A 16,892-nucleotide genomic window follows, 5' to 3' on the forward strand; every position below is an offset into this window, starting at 1 on the left:
CAGCAAAGCACTGAAGGAATACACAATGTCCAAGCAAAAGATCCGCATCCGCCTGAAGGCATTCGACTACAAGCTGATCGATCAGTCTGCAGCCGAGATCGTTGACACCGCCAAGCGTACCGGCGCCATCGTCAAGGGCCCCGTGCCCCTGCCGACGCGCATGAAGCGCTTCGACATCCTGCGTTCGCCGCACGTCAACAAGACCAGCCGCGACCAGTTCGAAATCCGCACGCACCAGCGCCTGATGGACATCGTCGATCCCACGGACAAGACGGTGGACGCCTTGATGAAGCTGGACTTGCCGGCTGGCGTGGACGTCGAAATCAAGCTCCAGTAATCCCTTCCTGTTGCTTCGTCCCGGTCCTCGCTGAGGACCGGGCACCCCCAACGCGGACTTGCTTGTAAAAGCAGTCCGCGTTATACTTTGCAGCTTCGCGTTTTTGCGTCCAATTTTGGATGCGTGATGCGGAGTTTTATCAACCTTCTTTCGCGCACATAGGTGCAAGCCGTCGAGGCCAGCGCCCGTCGTGCAAACGTTCTGGCCAATTGAAGTCGGGGCGGCGGAAGTTTTGGAGAACAACCAATGAGTCTGAGCAACTCCCTCGGGTTGCTGGGCCGCAAGGTGGGCATGATGCGTCTGTTCACCGATGACGGGGACGCAGTGCCCGTCACGGTGGTGGATGTGTCCAACAACCGCGTGACCCAGGTGAAAACCCAAGAGAACGATGGCTACGTGTCCCTGCAGGTCACGTTCGGTTCGCGCAAGGCATCTCGCGTGACCAAGCCTGAAGCTGGCCACCTCGCCAAGGCGGGTGTCGAAGCCGGTGAAATCATCCGTGAATTCCGCGTGACCCCCGAAGTCGCAGGCAAGTACGCCGCTGGCGCTGCTGTGCCCGTGGCTGATGTGTTCGCCGTGGGCCAGAAGGTCGACGTGCAGGGCACCTCGATCGGTAAGGGCTTCGCCGGCACGATCAAGCGCCACAACTTCGGTTCGCAGCGCGCCTCGCACGGTAACAGCCGTTCGCACAACGTTCCTGGCTCCATCGGTATGGCGCAGGATCCGGGCCGTGTGTTCCCTGGCAAGAAGATGACGGGTCACCTCGGTGATGTCACCGTCACGACGCAAAACCTCGACGTGGTTCGCATCGACGAAGCACGCCAACTGCTCTTGATCAAGGGCGCTGTTCCGGGCTCCAAGGGTGGGTTCATCACGGTGCGTCCGGCTGTCAAGGCGCAAGCTTCCAAAGGAGCGAACTAATGCAGCTCGAACTCCTGAATGAACAGGGCCAGGCAGCGTCCAAGGTGGACGTGCCCGAGACCGTGTTCGACCGTCAGTACAACGAAGACCTGATCCATCAGATCGTCGTCGCTTACCAGGCTAACGCCCGTCAAGGCACGCGCGCCCAGAAGGACCGCGAGCAGGTCAAGCACTCGACCAAGAAGCCTTTCAAGCAAAAGGGTACTGGCAATGCACGTGCCGGTATGACCTCCTCGCCTCTGTGGCGTGGGGGCGGTCGCATCTTCCCGAACCTGCCTGAAGAAAACTTCTCGCAGAAGATCAACAAGAAGATGTACCGCGCTGGCATGGCTTCCATCCTGTCGCAGCTGGCCCGTGAAGGCCGCCTGGCTGTGGTGGACTCCTTGAAGCTTGATACGCCCAAGACCAAGGTCCTGGCCGACAAGTTCAAGGCCATGAACCTGCAATCGGTGATGGTGATCGCCGATGAAGTGGACGAAAACCTGTACCTGGCATCCCGCAATCTGAAGAACGTGTTCGTGACCGAGCCGCGTTATGCAGATCCCGTGTCGCTGGTGCACTACAAGAAAGTGCTCGTCACCAAGGGCGCGATCGACAAACTCAAGGAGATGTTCGCATGAGCACGCTCAAGTTTGACGAAGGTCGTCTGATGCAAGTGTTGGTCGCTCCCATCGTGTCCGAAAAGGCCACCATGGTTGCCGAGAAGTCCAATGCTGTGACGTTCAAGGTGCTGCAGAACGCAACCAAGCCCGAGATCAAGGCCGCCGTGGAACTCATGTTCAAGGTGGAAGTGAAGGGCGTTTCTGTGGTGAACACCAAAGGCAAGACCAAGCGCTTTGGCAAGACCATGGGCCGCCGCGATAACGTGCGCAAGGCCTATGTGCTGCTGAAGGAAGGTCAAGAGCTGAACCTGTCCGGGGAGGCTGCGTAAACCATGGCCGTTATCAAGATCAAACCGACTTCCCCGGGCCAGCGCGGCACGGTGAAGATCTCGCGTGACCACCTGTACAAGGGTGAAGCGTTTGCAGGTCTGCTGGAACCCCAGTTCCAGAAGGCCGGCCGCAACAACAACGGTCACATCACCACCCGTCACAAGGGCGGTGGCCACAAGCACCACTACCGCGTGGTGGACTTCCGTCGCAACAAGGATGCCATCCCTGCCAAGGTGGAGCGCATCGAGTACGACCCGAACCGCACGGCCCACATCGCCCTGGTGTGCTACGCCGACGGCGAGCGCCGCTACATCATTGCTCCGCGCAACCTGGAAGTGGGCGCCACGATCGTCAGCGGCTCCGAGGCGCCGATCCGCGTCGGTAACACGCTGCCGATCCGCAACATTCCCGTGGGCTCGACCATCCACTGCATCGAGCTCAAGCCCGGTGCCGGTGCTCAGATCGCCCGCTCCGCTGGTACGTCGGCCACGCTGCTGGCCCGCGAAGGCGTGTACGCCCAGGTGCGTATGCGTTCCGGCGAAGTGCGCAAGATCCACATCGAGTGCCGCGCCACGATCGGCGAAGTCGCCAACGAAGAGCACAGCCTGCGCCAACTGGGCAAGGCCGGTGTGAAGCGTTGGATGGGTATCCGTCCCACGGTGCGTGGCGTTGCCATGAACCCGATCGACCACCCGCACGGTGGTGGTGAGGGCCGTACCGGCGAGGGCCGTCATGCTGTTGACCCATGGGGCAACCTGACGAAGGGCTACCGCACCCGCAACAACAAGCGCACACAAGTGATGATTGTGTCGCGTCGCAAGAAGTAAGGGGTAGCAAATGACTCGTTCTCTCAAAAAGGGTCCGTTTGTTGACCATCACCTGGTCGCCAAGGTCGAAAAGGCCATTGCTACCAAGGACAAGAAGCCAGTCAAGACCTGGTCGCGTCGCTCCATGGTTCTGCCCGAGTTCATCGGTCTGACCATTGCCGTGCACAACGGCAAGCAGCACGTGCCGGTTTATGTCACCGACCAGATGGTGGGCCACAAGCTGGGCGAATTCGCCCTGACGCGCACCTTCAAGGGTCACCCCGCGGACAAAAAAGTCCAGAAGAAGTAAGGAACGACCATGTCTGAAACACGTGCAGTCCTCCGGGGCGTCCGTCTGTCGGTGGACAAGGGTCGCCTGGTCGCTGACCTGATCCGCGGCAAGAAAGTGGACCAAGCCCTGAACATCCTGGCCTTCACGCAGAAAAAAGCTGCCGTGATCGTCAAGAAGGTGTTGGAGTCCGCCATCGCCAACGCCGAGCACAACGACGGCGCCGACATCGACGACCTGAAGGTCAAGACCATCTTCGTCGAGCAAGGCACCACGCTCAAGCGCTTCACCGCGCGCGCCAAGGGTCGCGGCAACCGCATCAGCAAGCCCACGTGCCACATCTACGTGACCGTGGGTAACTGAGGCCTAAAGGAAGAATATGGGACAGAAAATCCATCCTACCGGCTTCCGCCTTGCTGTAAGCCGCAACTGGGCCAGCCGCTGGTATGCCAGCAACCGTGACTTCGCCGGCATGCTGGCCGAAGACATCAAGGTGCGCGAGTACCTGAAGGCCAAGCTCAAGAACGCCGCCGTGTCGCGCATCCTGATCGAGCGTCCTGCCAAGAACGCCCGTATCACGATCTTCTCGGCACGTCCCGGCGTGGTGATCGGCAAGAAGGGCGAGGACATCGAGAACCTGAAGAAGGAACTCGCGACCCGCCTGGGCGTGCCTGTCGCCGTGAACATCGAAGAAGTGCGCAAGCCCGAAATCGATGCCAAGCTGATCGCCGACTCGATCACCCAGCAGCTGGAAAAGCGCATCATGTTCCGCCGCGCCATGAAGCGCGCCATGCAGAACGCGATGCGCCTGGGCGCCCAGGGCATCAAGATCATGTCCTCGGGCCGTCTGAACGGCATCGAAATCGCCCGTACCGAGTGGTACCGCGAAGGCCGTGTGCCGCTGCACACCCTGCGCGCCGACATCGACTACGGCACCTCCGAAGCCAAGACCACCTATGGTGTGATCGGCGTGAAGGTGTGGGTCTACAAGGGCGACACGCTGGGCCGCAACGACCTGCCCGCCGCCGAGACGCCGCGTCCTGAAGAAGAGCGCCGTCCCCGTGGCCCACGCCGCGATGGCCGCCCAGGCGACCGCGCCGGTGCTGGCCGTGGCGGCCGCCGCCCGATGGGCACCAATGCAGCCCCTGCCGACGGTAGCGACAAGCCTGCCGGCGCTGGTGGCGATTCCGTTAAGCGCGTCAAGAGCGCGCCCGCTGCCGCAGCGGCGGACGGTAAAGGAGAATAAACATGCTGCAACCTGCTCGCCGCAAGTTCCGTAAGGAGCAAAAAGGCCGCAACACCGGCGTTGCCACGCGTGGCAATTCGGTGGCTTTCGGTGACTTCGGTCTGAAGTGCACGGACCGTGGCCGTCTGACGGCCCGCCAGATCGAGGCCGCACGCCGTGCGATCTCCCGCCACGTCAAGCGCGGTGGCCGTATCTGGATCCGCGTGTTCCCCGACAAGCCGATCTCTACCAAGCCCGCTGAAGTGCGTATGGGTAACGGTAAGGGCAACCCCGAGTACTACGTGGCTGAGATTCAGCCCGGCAAGGTGGTGTTCGAGATCGTTGGCGTGCCTGAAGAACTGGCCCGCGAAGCGTTCCGCCTGGCTGCCGCCAAGCTGCCGCTGCGCACCACGTTCGTTGCCCGTCAGATTGGCGCCTAAGGAGAAATCAACATGACGAAATCTGCTGAACTCCGCCAAAAAGACGTGGCCGGCCTGGAAGCCGAAATCAAATCGCTGCAAAAGGCCCATTTCGGCCTGCGCATGCAAAAGGCCACGCAACAGCTGGGCAACACTGCCACGCTGAAGGCCACGCGCCGCGACATCGCCCGCGCCAAGACCATTCTTGCTGAAAAGCAAGCCGCCAAGTAAGGAGCCGACATGACGGAAGCTAAAAAATCCCTCAAGCGCACCTTGGTTGGCAAGGTGGTCAGCGACAAGCGCGCCAAGACCGTGACCGTGCTGGTCGAGCGCCGTGTGAAGCACCCCATCTACGACAAGATCATGATCAAGTCGAGCAAGTACCACGCCCATGATGAGAATGGCGAGTACAAGATGGGCGACACCATCGAGATCACGGAGAGCCGTCCGCTCTCCAAGACCAAGAACTGGGTGGCCACGCGCCTGGTGCAAAAGGCCGGGCTGCTCTAAGCCTTCGCAGACGCCGTCTGCGCGCCTCCGAGAAACGACCCACAATGTGGGTCGTTTTTCTTTTTGGGGCCCGCAGATCCTGGCAGGGCCCTCCAACCCAGCAAGGAGATTCTCATGATCCAAGTCGGCGACACGCTGCCCGCCATCACACTGATGGAGTACTCGGAAGTCGAGGGCAATGGCTGCAGCCTCGGCCCGAACCCGGTGGATGTGCAAAAGGCCGCCGCGGGCAAGACGATTGCGCTGTTCGCGGTGCCGGGCGCCTTCACGCCCACCTGCTCGGCCAAGCACGTTCCCGGCTATGTGGAGCAGGCGGGCGCCCTGAAGGCTGCCGGCGTGGACGAGATCTGGTGCCTGTCGGTGAACGATGCCTTCGTGATGGGCGCCTGGGCGCGCGACCAGAAGACCGATGGCAAGGTGCGCATGCTGGCGGACGGCGACGCCGCCTTCGCCAAGGCCACCGGTTTGACGCTGGACCTGAACGGCAAGGGCCTGGGCCTGCGCAGCAACCGCTATTCCATGCTGGTCAAGGACGGCAAGGTGGTTGCCCTGAACGTCGAGGCGCCGGGCAAGTTCGAGGTGAGCGACGCCGCTACCCTGCTCGGCCAGGCCAAGGGCTGAGGCTGCTGGCGCTGGCATCGGAGGACTCCGGTGCTGGCACCACGCCGCAGGCGAAACGCCGCCCCGTCGCGAGATGTGGGCGGTTTTGCTATTGTTTAGATAGCTTTCAACGCTTTCCACATAAGCGCTAGAGGCCTAAAAGGCTAGTAAATTTCCGCTTTCAGGTAGTGCGAACCCGGCAGGGGGTTGTGGTAGTACGGCGGTATTTCCTCGAAGCCCAGTTCGGAATACAGCGCACGCGCCGATTCCATGCCGTCCAGCGTGTCCAGCAACACGCAGGCATAGCCGGCCTGCCGTGCCTGGTCCAGCATGGCCTCGGCCAACTGCCGCCCCAGGCCGAAGCCGCGGAACGCCTTGCGCACGTACAGGCGCTTCATCTCGCAGGCGTTGGGGTAGTCAGCGGTGTCCAGCGGCCGCAGGGCGCAGCACCCGGCAATGCTGCCCTCCACTTCGGCCAACAGGATATGGCCGCGCGGCGGCGCGTATTCGCCCGGCAGGGTGGCGAGTTCCTGCGCAAAGTTCTGGAACGACAGGTCCACGTCCAGGGTGTCGGCATATTCCTGGAAGATGTCGCGCACCACGTGCATCTCGTGGGGCAGGGCGGGGCTCAGCAGCGTAACGTCAGGGGAATGGTCCACTGTGCAGAAAGAATCCGGCATGGAAAAAGGCAGGGGCCAGTGTAGCCGCACCGCTGTGGGCACTCAAAAAGCCCCCAGGCTGGCGACCCACCAGGCCAGCAGCGCGCTCAGAGCCGCCACAAGGGCCGCCCCTGCGCGGCTGAGCGCATCGTCGCGCGACGCGGGTGTGGCCCCGGGCAGTTGACGATCGCCGTGCACCATGGCACCCACCAGGGCCTGACGGCGCACCAGGGCGTAGAAAACAATCGCCGCCAGGTGCAGCGCGACGAGCCCCAACAGCAGGAATTGGCCCACGTCCTCGTGATACCAAGTGGCCTGCGATACCCACTCGCCAGAAACGAAGCGCGTGAGCGGACCGGCGAAGGCGATCTCGTCGTCGCTCAGCAGGCCGGTGCCTACCTGGGCCAGCAGCACCGCCAGCAGGGCAAAGACCGACAGTGCGCCCAGCGGCGAATGGCCGGGGCTGGTCACCTTGCCTTCCTGGTTGGCGAAGTGGCTGCGCAGGCGCGCGGGTGTGGGTAGGAAGCTCGCAAAACGCGACCAGCGTCCGCCCACCAGGCCCCAGGCCAGGCGAAAGGCCAGCAGCGCCAGCATCACGTAGCCCAGCCGCAGATGCCACTGCATGGCGTTGCCGCCCAGCTTGGCGGTGACGACCAGGGCGACGGTGGTCACGGCGAGCGACCAGTGGAACAGCCGGGTCGGCAAATCCCAGATGCGTACGGTGTGCGGCATGGCGAAGCGGGGGAGCGGAGGACGCGGCTATTGTGCCCAGCGTGCCCCCGGCGGGCTATATCCGACTGCCCTTCGGGCGCTTGCGGCCATGGCGTCACGCGGCCGCGCCATACTGCGCGCCGGCGCAGGGCGTCCAGCCGTCGCCGCAGCCATTCCCTTCCCCACGACAAGGTGCATTCCATGCCAATCAAAGCCCTCGCTCTTGCCGCCACCGCAGCAGCCGCCACGCTGGTGTCGCTGCCCGCCGCTGCCCAGTTCGCCAAGCCAGAAGATGCCATCAAGTACCGCCAGGGTGCGCTGTTCGTGATAGGACAGCATTTCGGCCGCATCGGCGCAATGGCCAATGGCCGCGTGCCGTTCGACGCGAAGGCTGCGCAAGAGAATGCCGATACCGTCGCCGCCCTGGCCGCTTTGCCGTGGGCCGGCTTCGGCCCCGGCACGGACAAGGGCGCGCCCACCAAGGCCAAGCCCGGCGTGTGGACCGAACAGGCCAAGTTCCAGGAGCATGCCGACAAGTTCCAGGCCGAGGCCGCCAAGCTGGCCGCCGCCGCCAAGACGGGCAGCCTAGACAACCTGAAGGCCGCGTTCGGCCCGGCGGCCAATTCCTGCAAGGCGTGCCACGACGCCTACCGCGCACGTTGATGCGCTATTGAACTAGTAGCTGCTAGCGCTTGCTGCATAAGCGCGAAAGGCCGATTTCGTTCAGGAAATCGGCCTTTTTTCTGAAGAAAGGTGCTTCAGGCTTCGGCCAGCAGGCGTTCGATGAGCTTGTGCAGCTCCTCGAAATCGGGTGCGCCGATGTAGCTCTTCACGATCTCTCCGCGCTTGTTGACGATGTACGTGGTGGGGGTGAGCTTCACGTCGCCCCAGGCCTTGGCCACGGCGCCGGTGTTGTCGATGGCCACCTTGAACGGCAGCTTGCGCGTCTCGGTGAAGTTGACCACGTAGCTCGGCGGGTCGTAGCTCATGGCCACGGCCAGCGTCTCGAAGCCCTGGCCTTTGTACTTGTCGTAGGTTGCGACGATCTCGGGCATCTCCGCCACGCAGGTGGTGCAGCTGGTGGCCCAGAAGTTCACCAGCGCCACCTTGCCCTTGAGGTCGGCGGTGGTCTGCTGCGAACCGTCGAGCAGAACAAACGTGGACTGCGGTGCCTGGGACGTGCCAGAGCCCAGCACCACCACGGCGCCCACGGCAGCGCCCGCCACCAGGGCGCCCGCCGCCAGCCATTTCTTGATCTGCATAACCAGGTACTCCGTGTGGGCCGCCGTTCGGGTGGCCGTTCGTGTGTTTGACGCGATAGGTACGGGATTGTGCCGCGCGGGGCGTTCCAGCACTCGCCACCATGGGATTGCCTGCAAGGCGGTAAGTTCACCGGACGGCCGGCCTCGAGCGCGCGGTTTGCGCCAGCGCAAAGCCCTGGGGCCCATACCGTGCGCCGTCTAGAGGGGCAACCGCCAGCAGCCAGCCAGGGCGGCGCTGGGAATAATCAGGCACATGACCCTTGCTCCTGCCGGCGCGCGCCGTCTCCTGACCCTGGCCTTCGCGGCCAGCATGCTGGCGCTGGCCGCCTGCAGCCCTGCGCTGAATTGGCGCAGCGTCACCTTGCCCGACGCCGGCCTGGCGCTGACGCTGCCCTGCAAGCCCGAATATGCGAGCCGGCCCGTGGACCTGGGCACGGGCGCCGTGCCGCTCGCCATGGTCGGCTGCGAGGCCGATGGCGCCACCTTCGCCGTATCCCACATGCCGCTGGCCGAAGCGGCGCAGGCCGGGGCGATGCTGGCGCGCTGGCAGGCGGCCGTACAGGCCGGCATGCGCGCTTCGCAGCCGGCTGCACCCGTCGCCTTCGTGCCCACGCGCGCGCTGGCTGTGCCGCAGTCGGTGCGGCTGCAGGCGCAGGGCCAGGCGCCCGGCGGCTCGGCCGTCACCGTCGATGCCGTGTGGTTCGCGCGCCTGGAGGGCGGCCAGGCACGTCTGTACCACGCGGCGGTCTATGCGCCGCGTCGCACGACGGCCACGGCGGCTGACACCTTCTTCGCCTGCCTGGCGCTGCAGCCATGAGCGTGCTCACGCGGCGCACGGCCGTGGCCGTCTTCCTGGCCTTTGCGTTCACCTACTTCATCTCGGCGCTGCTGCGCGCGATCACCGCCACTCTGGCGCCCACACTGGAGGCCGAGTTCCAGTTGCACGCGCGCGACCTGGGGCTGCTGGCGGGTGGCTACTTCCTGGGTTTCGCGCTCACGCAACTGCCGCTGGGCCGGTGGCTGGATCGTCACGGCCCGCGCGTGGTGCTGCTGGGCTTTCTGGGCGTGGCGGTGGCGGGGTGCCTGGTGTTCTCGTGGGCCACGGGCTTCTCGGGGCTGCTTGCGGGGCGCATGCTGTGCGGCGCGGGCGTCAGCGCCTGCCTGATGGCTCCGCTCACGGGATTCCGGCGCTGGCTGGAGCCTGGTGCGCAGCTGCGCGCCAACTCCTGGATGCTGATGACCGGTTCGTTGGGCATGGTGGCGTCCACGCTGCCGGTGCAGTGGCTGCTGCCACTGGCAGGGTGGCGCCCGTTGTTCTGGGGGCTGGCGGCGCTCATCGTGCTGGCCATGGCGCTGCTGGCGCTGGGCGTGCCGCGCTGGCCGCAGGCGCCGGCAGAGTCGGGTGCAGGCGTAGAAACGGGCTATGCACAGGTGTGGCGCCATCCGTACTTCCTGCGCACGGCGCCGCTGGGCTTCTTCTGCTATGGCGGCATGGTCGCGGTGCAGACGCTGTGGGCCGCGCCCTGGATGCAGCACGTGGCCGGCTATACGCCGTTGCAGGCCGCCACCGGGCTGTTCTGGATCAATGTGAGCATGCTGCTCACCTTCTGGACCTGGGGCATGGCCAGCCCGTGGTTGCTGCGCCGCGTGGGCGGGGCCGACCCGGTGATGGCCGCGAGTTTGCCGCTGTCGCTGCTGGTGCTGGCGGGCATTGTGTTGGCGGGCGGACGTGCGGGCGCCGCGGCCTGGGCGCTGTATTGCGTGTCATGCACCAGTGTGGCGCTGTCGCAGCCCGCGGTGGCATTAGCGTTCCCGCAGGCGCTGGCGGGGCGCGCGCTGTCGGCGTACAACCTGGTGATCTTTGCGGGGGTGTTTGCCGTGCAATGGGGTATTGGCCTGGCGGTGGACGCGTTCGTGGCCGCCGGGCTGGACATGGCGCGCGCCTACCGGGCCGCCATGGCGCTACACCTGGCCTGCACGGCGGGAGCCTATGCATGGTTCATGGCGCGGCGCGGGCACGGTGATAATGCACTGCACTGCAGCACCCCATGAATACGCGCCTTCTCATCATCGCCCACGCCCCTTTGGCCCATGCGCTGCGTGAATGCGCGCTGCACGTGTTCCCCGACTGCTGGCAGGAGGTGCTGGCGCTGGACGTGCCGCCCCATGAGGCCCCCGAGGCCACGCTGTCGGCCGCCCGCGCGCTGATGGAGCAGCAGGGCGAGGCCTCGGTGCTGGTGCTGAGCGACTTGTTCGGCGCCACGCCCTGCAACGTGGCCCAGCGGCTGGTGGACGGCCTGCACTCCCGCCTGGTGGCGGGCGTGAACCTGCCCATGCTGCTGCGCGCCGTGAGCTACCGTAGCGAGCCGCTGGATGCGCTGGTGGCACGCGCCCTCGTGGGTGGCACGCAGGGCGTGATGCAGGTGGGCGCAGCTGCGCCGCAGAATCAAAACCGACGTCCGTCTCATGATCAAGAAGAACATCACCATCAGCAATAAGCTGGGCCTGCATGCCCGCGCCTCCGCCAAGCTCACCAAGATGGCGGGCAGTTTTCCCTGCGACGTCTGGATGAGCAAGGGAGAGCGCCGCATCAATGCCAAGAGCATCATGGGGGTGATGATGCTGGCGGCGGGCATGGGGTCCGAGGTCGAGATCGAGACCGATGGCGCGCAGGAGCAGGAAGCCATGGATGCGCTTGTCGCGCTCATCGATGGCAAGTTCGGCGAGGGCGAATAAACCGCAGGCGAGGCACGCATGACCTTCTCCATCCACGGTCTGGCTGTCGCGCGCGGCATCGCCATCGGGCGGGCGGTGCTCGCGGTATCCAGCCGCATGGAGGTGGTGCACTACTTCATCGAGCCCGGCCAGGTCGAGGCCGAGATCCTGCGTGCGCGCCGCGGACGGGACGCGGTGGCCGAGGAGCTGCAGCGCCTGCAGGCCGACATGCCGCACGACGCGCCGCCCGAGCTGGCCGCGCTGCTGGACGTGCACCTGATGCTGCTGCAGGACGAGATGCTGGTCAACGGCGTCAAGCACTGGATCACCGACCGCCTCTACAACGCCGAGTGGGCGCTGACCACGCAGCTGGAGATCATCAGTCGCCAGTTCGACGAAATGGAGGACGACTACCTGCGCGAGCGCAAGGCCGACCTGGAGCAGGTGGTGGAGCGCATCCTGCGCCACATGCGCGGCGTGGCCAGCCCCGTCGCGCCGCCGCCCTCCGCCCCCCGTCGCCAGGCCGAGGCGGGTGCGGAGGCAGAGTTCCTGCTGGGCGGCGCGGCCGATGCGCCGCTGGTGCTGGTGGCGCACGATTTGTCGCCGGCCGACATGCTGCAGTTCAAGCAGAGCGTGTTCGCCGGCTTCGTGACCGACGTGGGGGGCAAGACCAGCCACACGGCCATCGTGGCGCGCAGCATGGACATCCCCGCCGTGGTGGGTGCGCGCAGCGCCAGCCAGTTGGTGCGACAGGACGACTGGGTCATCATCGACGGCGATGCCGGCGTGGTCATCGTCGACCCCACGCCGATCATCCTGGCGGAATACGGCTTTCGCCAGCGCCAGATCACGCTGGAGCGCGAGCGCCTCATGCGGCTGCGCCACACGCCGGCCGTCACGCTGGATGCGCAGGCCATTGAGCTGCTGGCCAACATCGAGCAGCCCGGTGATGCGGGTGCCGCGTTGCGCGCGGGCGCGGCGGGCGTGGGGCTGTTTCGCAGTGAATTTTTGTTCATGGGCCGCAGCGGCCGCCTGCCGGACGAGGAGGAGCAGTACCGCGCCTACCGCGAGGCGGTGGAGGGCATGCAGGGCCTGCCCGTGACCATCCGCACCGTCGATGTGGGCGCCGACAAGCCGCTGGACAAGGGGTACAAGGACAGTTCGCTCAACCCGGCGCTGGGCCTGCGCGCCATCCGCTGGAGCCTGGCCGATCCGGCCATGTTCCGAACCCAGCTGCGCGCGGTGCTGCGCGCGGCGGCAAACGGCCCGGTGCGGCTGCTGTTCCCCATGCTCGCGCATGTGAGCGAGATCCGGCAAACGCTGGCCCAGGTGGACCTGGCGCGCGCCGAGCTGGACGCACGTGGCGCTGCCTACGGTGCGGTGCAGCTGGGCGCCATGATTGAGGTGCCGGCTGCGGCGCTCATGGTGCGCCAGTTCCTGCGCTACTTCGACTTTCTCTCGATCGGCACCAACGACCTGATCCAGTACGCGCTGGCCATCGACCGAGCGGACGAGGCCGTGGCCCACCTGTACGACCCGCTGCACCCGGCCGTGCTGCGGCTGGTGGCCGACGTGATCGCGGAGGGCGCGCGCCAGGGCAAGAGCGTGAGCGTGTGCGGCGAGATGGCGGGCGATGTCGCCATGACCCGGCTGCTGCTGGGCCTGGGCCTGCGCAGCTTCTCCATGCAGCCGGCGCAGATCCTGGCCGTCAAGCAGGAGGTGCTGCGCGCCGACGCGCGCAAGCTGGGCGAGTGGGCGCAGCAACTGTTGGATGCGGACGATCCGGCTGCGTCGTTACAAGCGCCCTGATAGCTATTTAAATAATAGCTGCTAGCGCTTGTCAGTATTGGCCTGGAGGCCGATTTGACTTGTATTCCGAGTCAAACGCCAGCGGCGTGCGCCTGCTGGTCGGCGTGGTAGCTGGAGCGCACCATGGCACCTACTGCGGCATGGCTGAAGCCCATCTTGTAGGCTTCTTCCTCGAACATCTTGAAGGTGTCGGGGTGCACGTAGCGGCGCACCGGCAGGTGGCTGTTGCTGGGGGCGAGGTACTGGCCGATGGTCAGCATCTCGATGCCATGTGCGCGCATGTCGCGCATGACTTCCAGGATCTCCTCGTCCGTCTCGCCCAGGCCCACCATCAGGCCGCTCTTGGTGGGCACGCCGGGGTGCAGTTGCTTGAACTTCTTGAGCAGGTTGAGGCTGAACTGGTAGTCGGAGCCGGGGCGCGCTTCCTTGTACAGGCGCGGCACGGTTTCCAGGTTGTGGTTCATCACGTCCGGGGGCGCGGCCTTGAGGATTTCGAGCGCACGGTCGTCGCGGCCGCGGAAGTCGGGCGTGAGGATCTCGATCTGCGTGCTGGGCGAGAGTTCGCGGGTACGCTGGATGCACTCCACGAAGTGGCCCGAGCCGCCGTCGCGCAGATCGTCGCGGTCCACGCTGGTGATGACCACGTACTTCAGGCGCAGCGCGGCAATCGTCTTGGCGAGGTTCAGCGGCTCGTCTTTGTCCAGCGGGTCGGGGCGGCCGTGGCCCACGTCGCAGAACGGGCAGCGGCGCGTGCACTTGTCGCCCATGATCATGAACGTGGCCGTGCCCCTGCCAAAGCATTCGCCGATGTTGGGGCAACTGGCTTCCTCGCACACCGTGTGCAGCTTGTGCTCGCGCAGGATGTTCTTGATCTCGTAAAAGCGCGTGGTGGGACTGCCTGCCTTCACGCGGATCCACTCGGGCTTCTTGAGCACCTCGCCCTGCTCGACCTTGATCGGGATGCGCGACAGCTTGGCTGCGGCCTTCTGCTTGGCCAGCGGGTTGTAGGCTTCGGTGGACTGCGCTTCGCGCACGACGTCGGGAGTGCTCATGGCTGCTGAGGGAGAGGTCAGGGCGCGAGGCGGCGTGCGAGCTGTTGGCCCAGCATGGCCGCGGCATCGTCCCAAGTGGTGTGGACGCCGATTGTAGAAAGGTCCACCGTTTGCAAACCTGCGTAACCGCAAGGGTTGATGCGGGAGAAGGGTTCCAGGTCCATGGCGACGTTCAGCGCCACACCGTGGTAGGTGCAGTGGCGCGCGACCTTGATGCCCAGCGCGGCGATCTTGCCCAAGCCGGTGAAGTCCGGCTGGGGTGGGCCGTCGGCGTGGGCACGTTTTTGCGGACGCTGCGGCAGCATGCTGTGGCCGCGCGGATCGTCCAGGCGCACGTAGATGCCGGGCGCGCCGGCCACGCGGTGGCCCGTCACGCCGTAGTGGCCCAGCGTGCGGATCACGGCTTCCTCAATGCGGTACACGTATTCCTTGACGTAGTAGCCCGCACGGCGCAGATCGATGAGCGGATAGGCCACGACCTGGCCGGGGCCATGGTGCGTCACCTGCCCGCCGCGGTTGGTGGCAACGACGGGGATGCCGCCGGGCGAGAGGACGTGGTCGCTCTTGCCGGCCAGGCCCTGTGTGTACACCGCGGGGTGCTCACAAATCCACAGCTCGTCGGGCGTCTCGTCAGTGCGCTCCTCCGTGAAGCGCTGCATGGCGGCCACCGTGGCCGGGTAGTCCACCCGGCCCAGCATGCGCAACTCCATGGTGCGGACGTTCAGAGCACGACCTTGACCATCGGGTGCGAGGTCAGGGCCCGGTACAGATCATCGAGCTGCTCCCGGCTGGTGGCAGTCACGGTGATGGTCACGCCCAGGTAGTTGCCCGCGCGGCTGTCGCGCAACTCGATGGTGGAAGCGTCGAAGTCGGGGTCGAAGCGGCGCGCAACCTCGGTGACGGCATGCACGAACCCGTTCACGTTTGCTCCCATGACCTTGATGGGAAAGCGGGACGGATATTCGATCAACGAGTCCTTGCGAGGATCGGCGGAAGAGGGCTGGCTGGGCGTCGTCATTAGGCTCTTTCAAGGCCGGAGGGGCCGAAGGGAAGGGGTGCCCCAAGCGGGTGGCGATGGTATACCCGCGGTTCGCTGTGGCTTTAGGCGGGCCCCGTGGCCGCGCTGCACCACAATGGGCGTTGGCGCGTTGCCACAATGGTGCGGCTATGTGCAGTGATCCACCCGCGCTCCGTTACTGATTGTGGATCGGCCGGGGTTTTTACTTATAATCAAGGGCTTTGTGAAAGTTTTGGTCTGTGGCGCAGGCGTCTTCCAACGATAAAAAAATCGCCTCCGAGACTGAATCTGAGGTTGAGGATTCCGACTTCAAGCCCCTGACTGCACAAGAGGCGCAGGAGTGGCGGTCACGCCATCCGGCGCTGTCGGTCTGGCGCATTGTCTGGGGCCAGGCGGCGGTGGGGGCGGTAGTGGCCCTGCTGGCATGGTGGCTGACGGGCAGGCTGCCGGTGGCATGGTCCGCCGGGTATGGGGCTCTGTCCGTCGTGGTGCCGGCGGCGCTGTTTGCCCGTGGCATGGCGCGCAGGCGCTCCACGGCTGGTGCTGCGATGGTCGGGCTTCTGGGTTGGGAGTTGGTCAAGATTGCATTGACCGTCGCCATGTTGGCGGCGGCGCCCCGGGTAGTGCCGGGGCTCAGCTGGCTGGCGTTGCTGGTCGGCATGGTGGTAACGATGAAAACGTACTGGATCGCGCTGCTGGCGCGGCCTGGTGTCCGACGAACCGATTGATATTTGAGAGAAGAGTTGTCCGATGGCCGCAGATGCGCACGCCCCGACTGCAAGTGAATACATCGTTCACCACCTGCAGCATCTCCAGAACATCAAGCAGAAGTCCATCATCGACTTCTCGGTTGTCAACCTCGATTCCGTTGCCGTCAGCGTGATCTTGGGTGTTTTGGGTCTGTTCGTCATGTGGCTCGCTGCCCGCACGGCCACTTCCGGTGTGCCAGGCCGCTTCCAGGCGGCTGTCGAGATGCTGGTCGAGATGGTGGACAACCAGGCCAAGGCCAACATCCACAACGCGCAAAGCCGTAAGTTCATTGCACCTCTGGCGCTCACCGTGTTCGTCTGGATTTTCCTGATGAACGCTATGGACCTGCTGCCGGTGGACCTGCTGCCCGTGCTCTGGCAGGGCGCCACAGGTGACTCGCATGCCTACCTGCGCGTCGTGCCCACCGCCGACCTGTCCACCACCTTGGGTCTGTCCAGCGCTGTGCTGATCCTGTGCTTCGTGTACAGCATCAAGATCAAGGGAATGGGCGGCTGGGCGCATGAACTGGTGACCGCGCCCTTCGGTACCAGCAAGAACCCCGTTTTCGCCCTGATCCTGGGCGTGGTCAATCTGCTCATGCAGATCATTGAATACGTTGCCAAGACCGTGTCGCATGGCATGCGACTGTTCGGCAACATGTACGCTGGTGAGTTGGTGTTCATGCTGATTGCCCTGATGGGTGGCGCAGCGGCTATGTCGCTCTCTGGTGTGTTGCTCCCCGTGGGGCACATCATTGCGGGCTCTATCTGGGCGATCTTCCACATCCTGATCATCACCCTGCAGGCCTTCATTTTCATGATGCTGACGCTGATTTATCTCGGCCAGGCGCATGAAGCTCACTGATCCTTTCGTTTCC

Annotated in this window: 26 protein-coding genes; 20 read left to right on the top strand and 6 right to left on the bottom strand. The window is 64.9% G+C overall.

The features are described 5' to 3' along the window. Nucleotides 1-25: 25 nt before the first annotated feature. The 12 genes from rpsJ (at nt 26) to AC1PPL_RS16035 (ending at nt 6,060) form a co-directional block, all read left to right on the top strand. On the top strand, nt 26-337 hold the full coding sequence (gene rpsJ, locus AC1PPL_RS15980) for a 30S ribosomal protein S10 (protein WP_003059431.1): 312 nt from the start codon (nt 26-28) through the stop codon (nt 335-337). Nucleotides 338-583: 246 nt separating this feature from the next. After that, nucleotides 584-1,258 carry a 50S ribosomal protein L3 gene (gene rplC / locus AC1PPL_RS15985; RefSeq protein WP_479973690.1) on the top strand — a complete coding sequence of 225 codons (675 nt, stop codon included), beginning with the start codon at nt 584-586 and terminating at the stop codon, nt 1,256-1,258. Further along, nucleotides 1,258-1,878 (top strand): 50S ribosomal protein L4, encoded by a 621-nt coding sequence (gene rplD, locus AC1PPL_RS15990; RefSeq protein WP_011803743.1) that lies wholly within the window; start codon nt 1,258-1,260, stop codon nt 1,876-1,878. Before rplC ends, rplD begins: the two co-directional genes overlap by 1 nt. After that, a complete protein-coding gene (rplW, locus tag AC1PPL_RS15995; RefSeq protein ID WP_011803744.1) occupies nt 1,875-2,189 on the top strand; it encodes a 50S ribosomal protein L23 in 315 nt (104 codons plus the stop codon). The genes rplD and rplW overlap by 4 nt, the downstream gene beginning before the upstream one ends. A gap of 3 nt (nt 2,190-2,192) precedes the next feature. After that, nucleotides 2,193-3,017, top strand: coding sequence for a 50S ribosomal protein L2 (gene rplB, locus AC1PPL_RS16000; protein ID WP_012655362.1), 825 nt, complete (start codon nt 2,193-2,195; stop codon nt 3,015-3,017). 10 nt (nt 3,018-3,027) lie between these two features. Then, nucleotides 3,028-3,306 (top strand): 30S ribosomal protein S19, encoded by a 279-nt coding sequence (gene rpsS / locus AC1PPL_RS16005; RefSeq protein WP_011803746.1) that lies wholly within the window; start codon nt 3,028-3,030, stop codon nt 3,304-3,306. Nucleotides 3,307-3,315: 9 nt separating this feature from the next. Next, nucleotides 3,316-3,648 (top strand): 50S ribosomal protein L22, encoded by a 333-nt coding sequence (gene rplV / locus AC1PPL_RS16010; protein WP_011803747.1) that lies wholly within the window; start codon nt 3,316-3,318, stop codon nt 3,646-3,648. A gap of 16 nt (nt 3,649-3,664) precedes the next feature. Further along, the gene (rpsC, locus tag AC1PPL_RS16015; protein WP_012655363.1) at nt 3,665-4,531 is read left to right on the top strand and encodes a 30S ribosomal protein S3; all 867 of its coding nucleotides are present in this window, start codon (nt 3,665-3,667) and stop codon (nt 4,529-4,531) included. A gap of 2 nt (nt 4,532-4,533) precedes the next feature. After that, nucleotides 4,534-4,950: a 50S ribosomal protein L16 gene (rplP, locus tag AC1PPL_RS16020; protein ID WP_011803749.1), complete on the top strand. Its 417-nt coding sequence runs from the start codon at nt 4,534-4,536 to the stop codon at nt 4,948-4,950. A gap of 12 nt (nt 4,951-4,962) precedes the next feature. Then, a complete protein-coding gene (rpmC, locus tag AC1PPL_RS16025; RefSeq protein ID WP_011803750.1) occupies nt 4,963-5,160 on the top strand; it encodes a 50S ribosomal protein L29 in 198 nt (65 codons plus the stop codon). Between the two features lie 9 nt (nt 5,161-5,169). Beyond that, nucleotides 5,170-5,439 (top strand): 30S ribosomal protein S17, encoded by a 270-nt coding sequence (gene rpsQ / locus AC1PPL_RS16030; RefSeq protein WP_011803751.1) that lies wholly within the window; start codon nt 5,170-5,172, stop codon nt 5,437-5,439. A 114-nt stretch (nt 5,440-5,553) separates the two neighbouring features. After that, nucleotides 5,554-6,060, top strand: a complete 507-nt coding sequence (locus tag AC1PPL_RS16035) for a peroxiredoxin (RefSeq protein ID WP_041835851.1) — start codon at nt 5,554-5,556, stop codon at nt 6,058-6,060. 143 nt (nt 6,061-6,203) lie between these two features. On the opposite strand, the gene AC1PPL_RS16040 is transcribed toward AC1PPL_RS16035, so the two are convergent. Beyond that, a complete protein-coding gene (locus AC1PPL_RS16040; protein ID WP_088887834.1) occupies nt 6,204-6,719 on the bottom strand; it encodes a GNAT family N-acetyltransferase in 516 nt (171 codons plus the stop codon). A 42-nt stretch (nt 6,720-6,761) separates the two neighbouring features. Further along, the gene (locus tag AC1PPL_RS16045) at nt 6,762-7,430 is read right to left on the bottom strand and encodes a cytochrome b/b6 domain-containing protein (RefSeq protein ID WP_479973691.1); all 669 of its coding nucleotides are present in this window, start codon (nt 7,428-7,430) and stop codon (nt 6,762-6,764) included. Between the two features lie 180 nt (nt 7,431-7,610). Between AC1PPL_RS16045 and AC1PPL_RS16050 the strand changes: the two genes are divergently transcribed. Continuing rightward, on the top strand, nt 7,611-8,072 hold the full coding sequence (locus AC1PPL_RS16050; RefSeq protein ID WP_011803755.1) for a c-type cytochrome: 462 nt from the start codon (nt 7,611-7,613) through the stop codon (nt 8,070-8,072). Between the two features lie 95 nt (nt 8,073-8,167). On the opposite strand, the gene AC1PPL_RS16055 is transcribed toward AC1PPL_RS16050, so the two are convergent. Continuing rightward, nucleotides 8,168-8,671: a TlpA disulfide reductase family protein gene (locus AC1PPL_RS16055; protein ID WP_011803756.1), complete on the bottom strand. Its 504-nt coding sequence runs from the start codon at nt 8,669-8,671 to the stop codon at nt 8,168-8,170. 253 nt (nt 8,672-8,924) lie between these two features. On the opposite strand from AC1PPL_RS16055, the gene AC1PPL_RS16060 reads away from it, so the two are divergent. Genes AC1PPL_RS16060 through ptsP form a run of 5 tightly spaced genes read left to right on the top strand, consistent with a single transcriptional unit; the run spans nt 8,925 to nt 13,195 of the window. Then, on the top strand, nt 8,925-9,488 hold the full coding sequence (locus tag AC1PPL_RS16060; protein WP_479973692.1) for a hypothetical protein: 564 nt from the start codon (nt 8,925-8,927) through the stop codon (nt 9,486-9,488). After that, nucleotides 9,485-10,723 carry an MFS transporter gene (locus tag AC1PPL_RS16065; protein ID WP_479973693.1) on the top strand — a complete coding sequence of 413 codons (1,239 nt, stop codon included), beginning with the start codon at nt 9,485-9,487 and terminating at the stop codon, nt 10,721-10,723. Before AC1PPL_RS16060 ends, AC1PPL_RS16065 begins: the two co-directional genes overlap by 4 nt. After that, the gene (locus tag AC1PPL_RS16070) at nt 10,720-11,169 is read left to right on the top strand and encodes a PTS sugar transporter subunit IIA (RefSeq protein ID WP_287983428.1); all 450 of its coding nucleotides are present in this window, start codon (nt 10,720-10,722) and stop codon (nt 11,167-11,169) included. Before AC1PPL_RS16065 ends, AC1PPL_RS16070 begins: the two co-directional genes overlap by 4 nt. After that, nucleotides 11,138-11,407, top strand: a complete 270-nt coding sequence (locus AC1PPL_RS16075) for an HPr family phosphocarrier protein (protein WP_012655371.1) — start codon at nt 11,138-11,140, stop codon at nt 11,405-11,407. The genes AC1PPL_RS16070 and AC1PPL_RS16075 overlap by 32 nt, the downstream gene beginning before the upstream one ends. 18 nt (nt 11,408-11,425) lie before the next feature. Further along, nucleotides 11,426-13,195 (top strand): phosphoenolpyruvate--protein phosphotransferase, encoded by a 1,770-nt coding sequence (gene ptsP / locus AC1PPL_RS16080; RefSeq protein ID WP_287983426.1) that lies wholly within the window; start codon nt 11,426-11,428, stop codon nt 13,193-13,195. Between the two features lie 71 nt (nt 13,196-13,266). Here ptsP and lipA read toward each other — a convergent pair whose 3' ends face one another. The 3 genes from lipA to AC1PPL_RS16095 are packed head-to-tail and all read right to left on the bottom strand — an operon-like array spanning nt 13,267 to nt 15,265. Continuing rightward, entirely contained in the window at nt 13,267-14,247 is a 981-nt protein-coding gene (gene lipA / locus AC1PPL_RS16085; protein WP_011803762.1) for a lipoyl synthase, read from the bottom strand. Nucleotides 14,248-14,264: 17 nt separating this feature from the next. Beyond that, nucleotides 14,265-14,957, bottom strand: coding sequence for a lipoyl(octanoyl) transferase LipB (gene lipB, locus AC1PPL_RS16090; protein WP_479973694.1), 693 nt, complete (start codon nt 14,955-14,957; stop codon nt 14,265-14,267). Between the two features lie 11 nt (nt 14,958-14,968). Beyond that, complete coding sequence (locus AC1PPL_RS16095) at nt 14,969-15,265, bottom strand: YbeD family protein (RefSeq protein WP_012655374.1); 297 nt, start codon at nt 15,263-15,265, stop codon at nt 14,969-14,971. Nucleotides 15,266-15,504: 239 nt separating this feature from the next. Here AC1PPL_RS16095 and AC1PPL_RS16100 point away from each other — a divergent pair, with 239 nt between their 5' ends. Together AC1PPL_RS16100 and atpB are read left to right on the top strand one after the other, a co-directional pair. Further along, entirely contained in the window at nt 15,505-15,993 is a 489-nt protein-coding gene (locus AC1PPL_RS16100; RefSeq protein WP_123674819.1) for an ATP synthase subunit I, read from the top strand. Between the two features lie 22 nt (nt 15,994-16,015). Next, a complete protein-coding gene (atpB, locus tag AC1PPL_RS16105; RefSeq protein ID WP_012655375.1) occupies nt 16,016-16,879 on the top strand; it encodes a F0F1 ATP synthase subunit A in 864 nt (287 codons plus the stop codon). The last annotated feature ends 13 nt before the right edge of the window (nt 16,880-16,892 follow it).

The sequence above is a fragment of the Diaphorobacter sp. B2A2W2 genome (assembly GCF_056730635.1).

Bases quoted from the DNA above. Each gene is read 5' to 3' on its own strand.
- atpB (WP_012655375.1), top strand. From the start codon at position 16,016: ATGGCCGCAGATGCGCACGCCCCGACTGCAAGTGAATACATCGTTCAC.
- AC1PPL_RS16065 (WP_479973693.1), top strand. From the start codon at position 9,485: ATGAGCGTGCTCACGCGGCGCACGGCCGTGGCCGTCTTCCTGGCCTTT.
- rpsC (WP_012655363.1), top strand. From the start codon at position 3,665: ATGGGACAGAAAATCCATCCTACCGGCTTCCGCCTTGCTGTAAGCCGC.
- AC1PPL_RS16045 (WP_479973691.1), bottom strand. From the start codon at position 7,430: ATGCCGCACACCGTACGCATCTGGGATTTGCCGACCCGGCTGTTCCAC.
- lipB (WP_479973694.1), bottom strand. From the start codon at position 14,957: ATGGAGTTGCGCATGCTGGGCCGGGTGGACTACCCGGCCACGGTGGCC.
- AC1PPL_RS16050 (WP_011803755.1), top strand. From the start codon at position 7,611: ATGCCAATCAAAGCCCTCGCTCTTGCCGCCACCGCAGCAGCCGCCACG.
- AC1PPL_RS16095 (WP_012655374.1), bottom strand. From the start codon at position 15,265: ATGACGACGCCCAGCCAGCCCTCTTCCGCCGATCCTCGCAAGGACTCG.
- rpsJ (WP_003059431.1), top strand. From the start codon at position 26: ATGTCCAAGCAAAAGATCCGCATCCGCCTGAAGGCATTCGACTACAAG.
- AC1PPL_RS16055 (WP_011803756.1), bottom strand. From the start codon at position 8,671: ATGCAGATCAAGAAATGGCTGGCGGCGGGCGCCCTGGTGGCGGGCGCT.
- rplP (WP_011803749.1), top strand. From the start codon at position 4,534: ATGCTGCAACCTGCTCGCCGCAAGTTCCGTAAGGAGCAAAAAGGCCGC.
- rpsQ (WP_011803751.1), top strand. From the start codon at position 5,170: ATGACGGAAGCTAAAAAATCCCTCAAGCGCACCTTGGTTGGCAAGGTG.
- rplC (WP_479973690.1), top strand. From the start codon at position 584: ATGAGTCTGAGCAACTCCCTCGGGTTGCTGGGCCGCAAGGTGGGCATG.
- rplW (WP_011803744.1), top strand. From the start codon at position 1,875: ATGAGCACGCTCAAGTTTGACGAAGGTCGTCTGATGCAAGTGTTGGTC.
- ptsP (WP_287983426.1), top strand. From the start codon at position 11,426: ATGACCTTCTCCATCCACGGTCTGGCTGTCGCGCGCGGCATCGCCATC.
- lipA (WP_011803762.1), bottom strand. From the start codon at position 14,247: ATGAGCACTCCCGACGTCGTGCGCGAAGCGCAGTCCACCGAAGCCTAC.
- AC1PPL_RS16035 (WP_041835851.1), top strand. From the start codon at position 5,554: ATGATCCAAGTCGGCGACACGCTGCCCGCCATCACACTGATGGAGTAC.
- AC1PPL_RS16060 (WP_479973692.1), top strand. From the start codon at position 8,925: ATGACCCTTGCTCCTGCCGGCGCGCGCCGTCTCCTGACCCTGGCCTTC.
- AC1PPL_RS16070 (WP_287983428.1), top strand. From the start codon at position 10,720: ATGAATACGCGCCTTCTCATCATCGCCCACGCCCCTTTGGCCCATGCG.
- AC1PPL_RS16075 (WP_012655371.1), top strand. From the start codon at position 11,138: ATGATCAAGAAGAACATCACCATCAGCAATAAGCTGGGCCTGCATGCC.
- rpsS (WP_011803746.1), top strand. From the start codon at position 3,028: ATGACTCGTTCTCTCAAAAAGGGTCCGTTTGTTGACCATCACCTGGTC.
- rplB (WP_012655362.1), top strand. From the start codon at position 2,193: ATGGCCGTTATCAAGATCAAACCGACTTCCCCGGGCCAGCGCGGCACG.
- rplD (WP_011803743.1), top strand. From the start codon at position 1,258: ATGCAGCTCGAACTCCTGAATGAACAGGGCCAGGCAGCGTCCAAGGTG.
- AC1PPL_RS16040 (WP_088887834.1), bottom strand. From the start codon at position 6,719: ATGCCGGATTCTTTCTGCACAGTGGACCATTCCCCTGACGTTACGCTG.
- rplV (WP_011803747.1), top strand. From the start codon at position 3,316: ATGTCTGAAACACGTGCAGTCCTCCGGGGCGTCCGTCTGTCGGTGGAC.
- rpmC (WP_011803750.1), top strand. From the start codon at position 4,963: ATGACGAAATCTGCTGAACTCCGCCAAAAAGACGTGGCCGGCCTGGAA.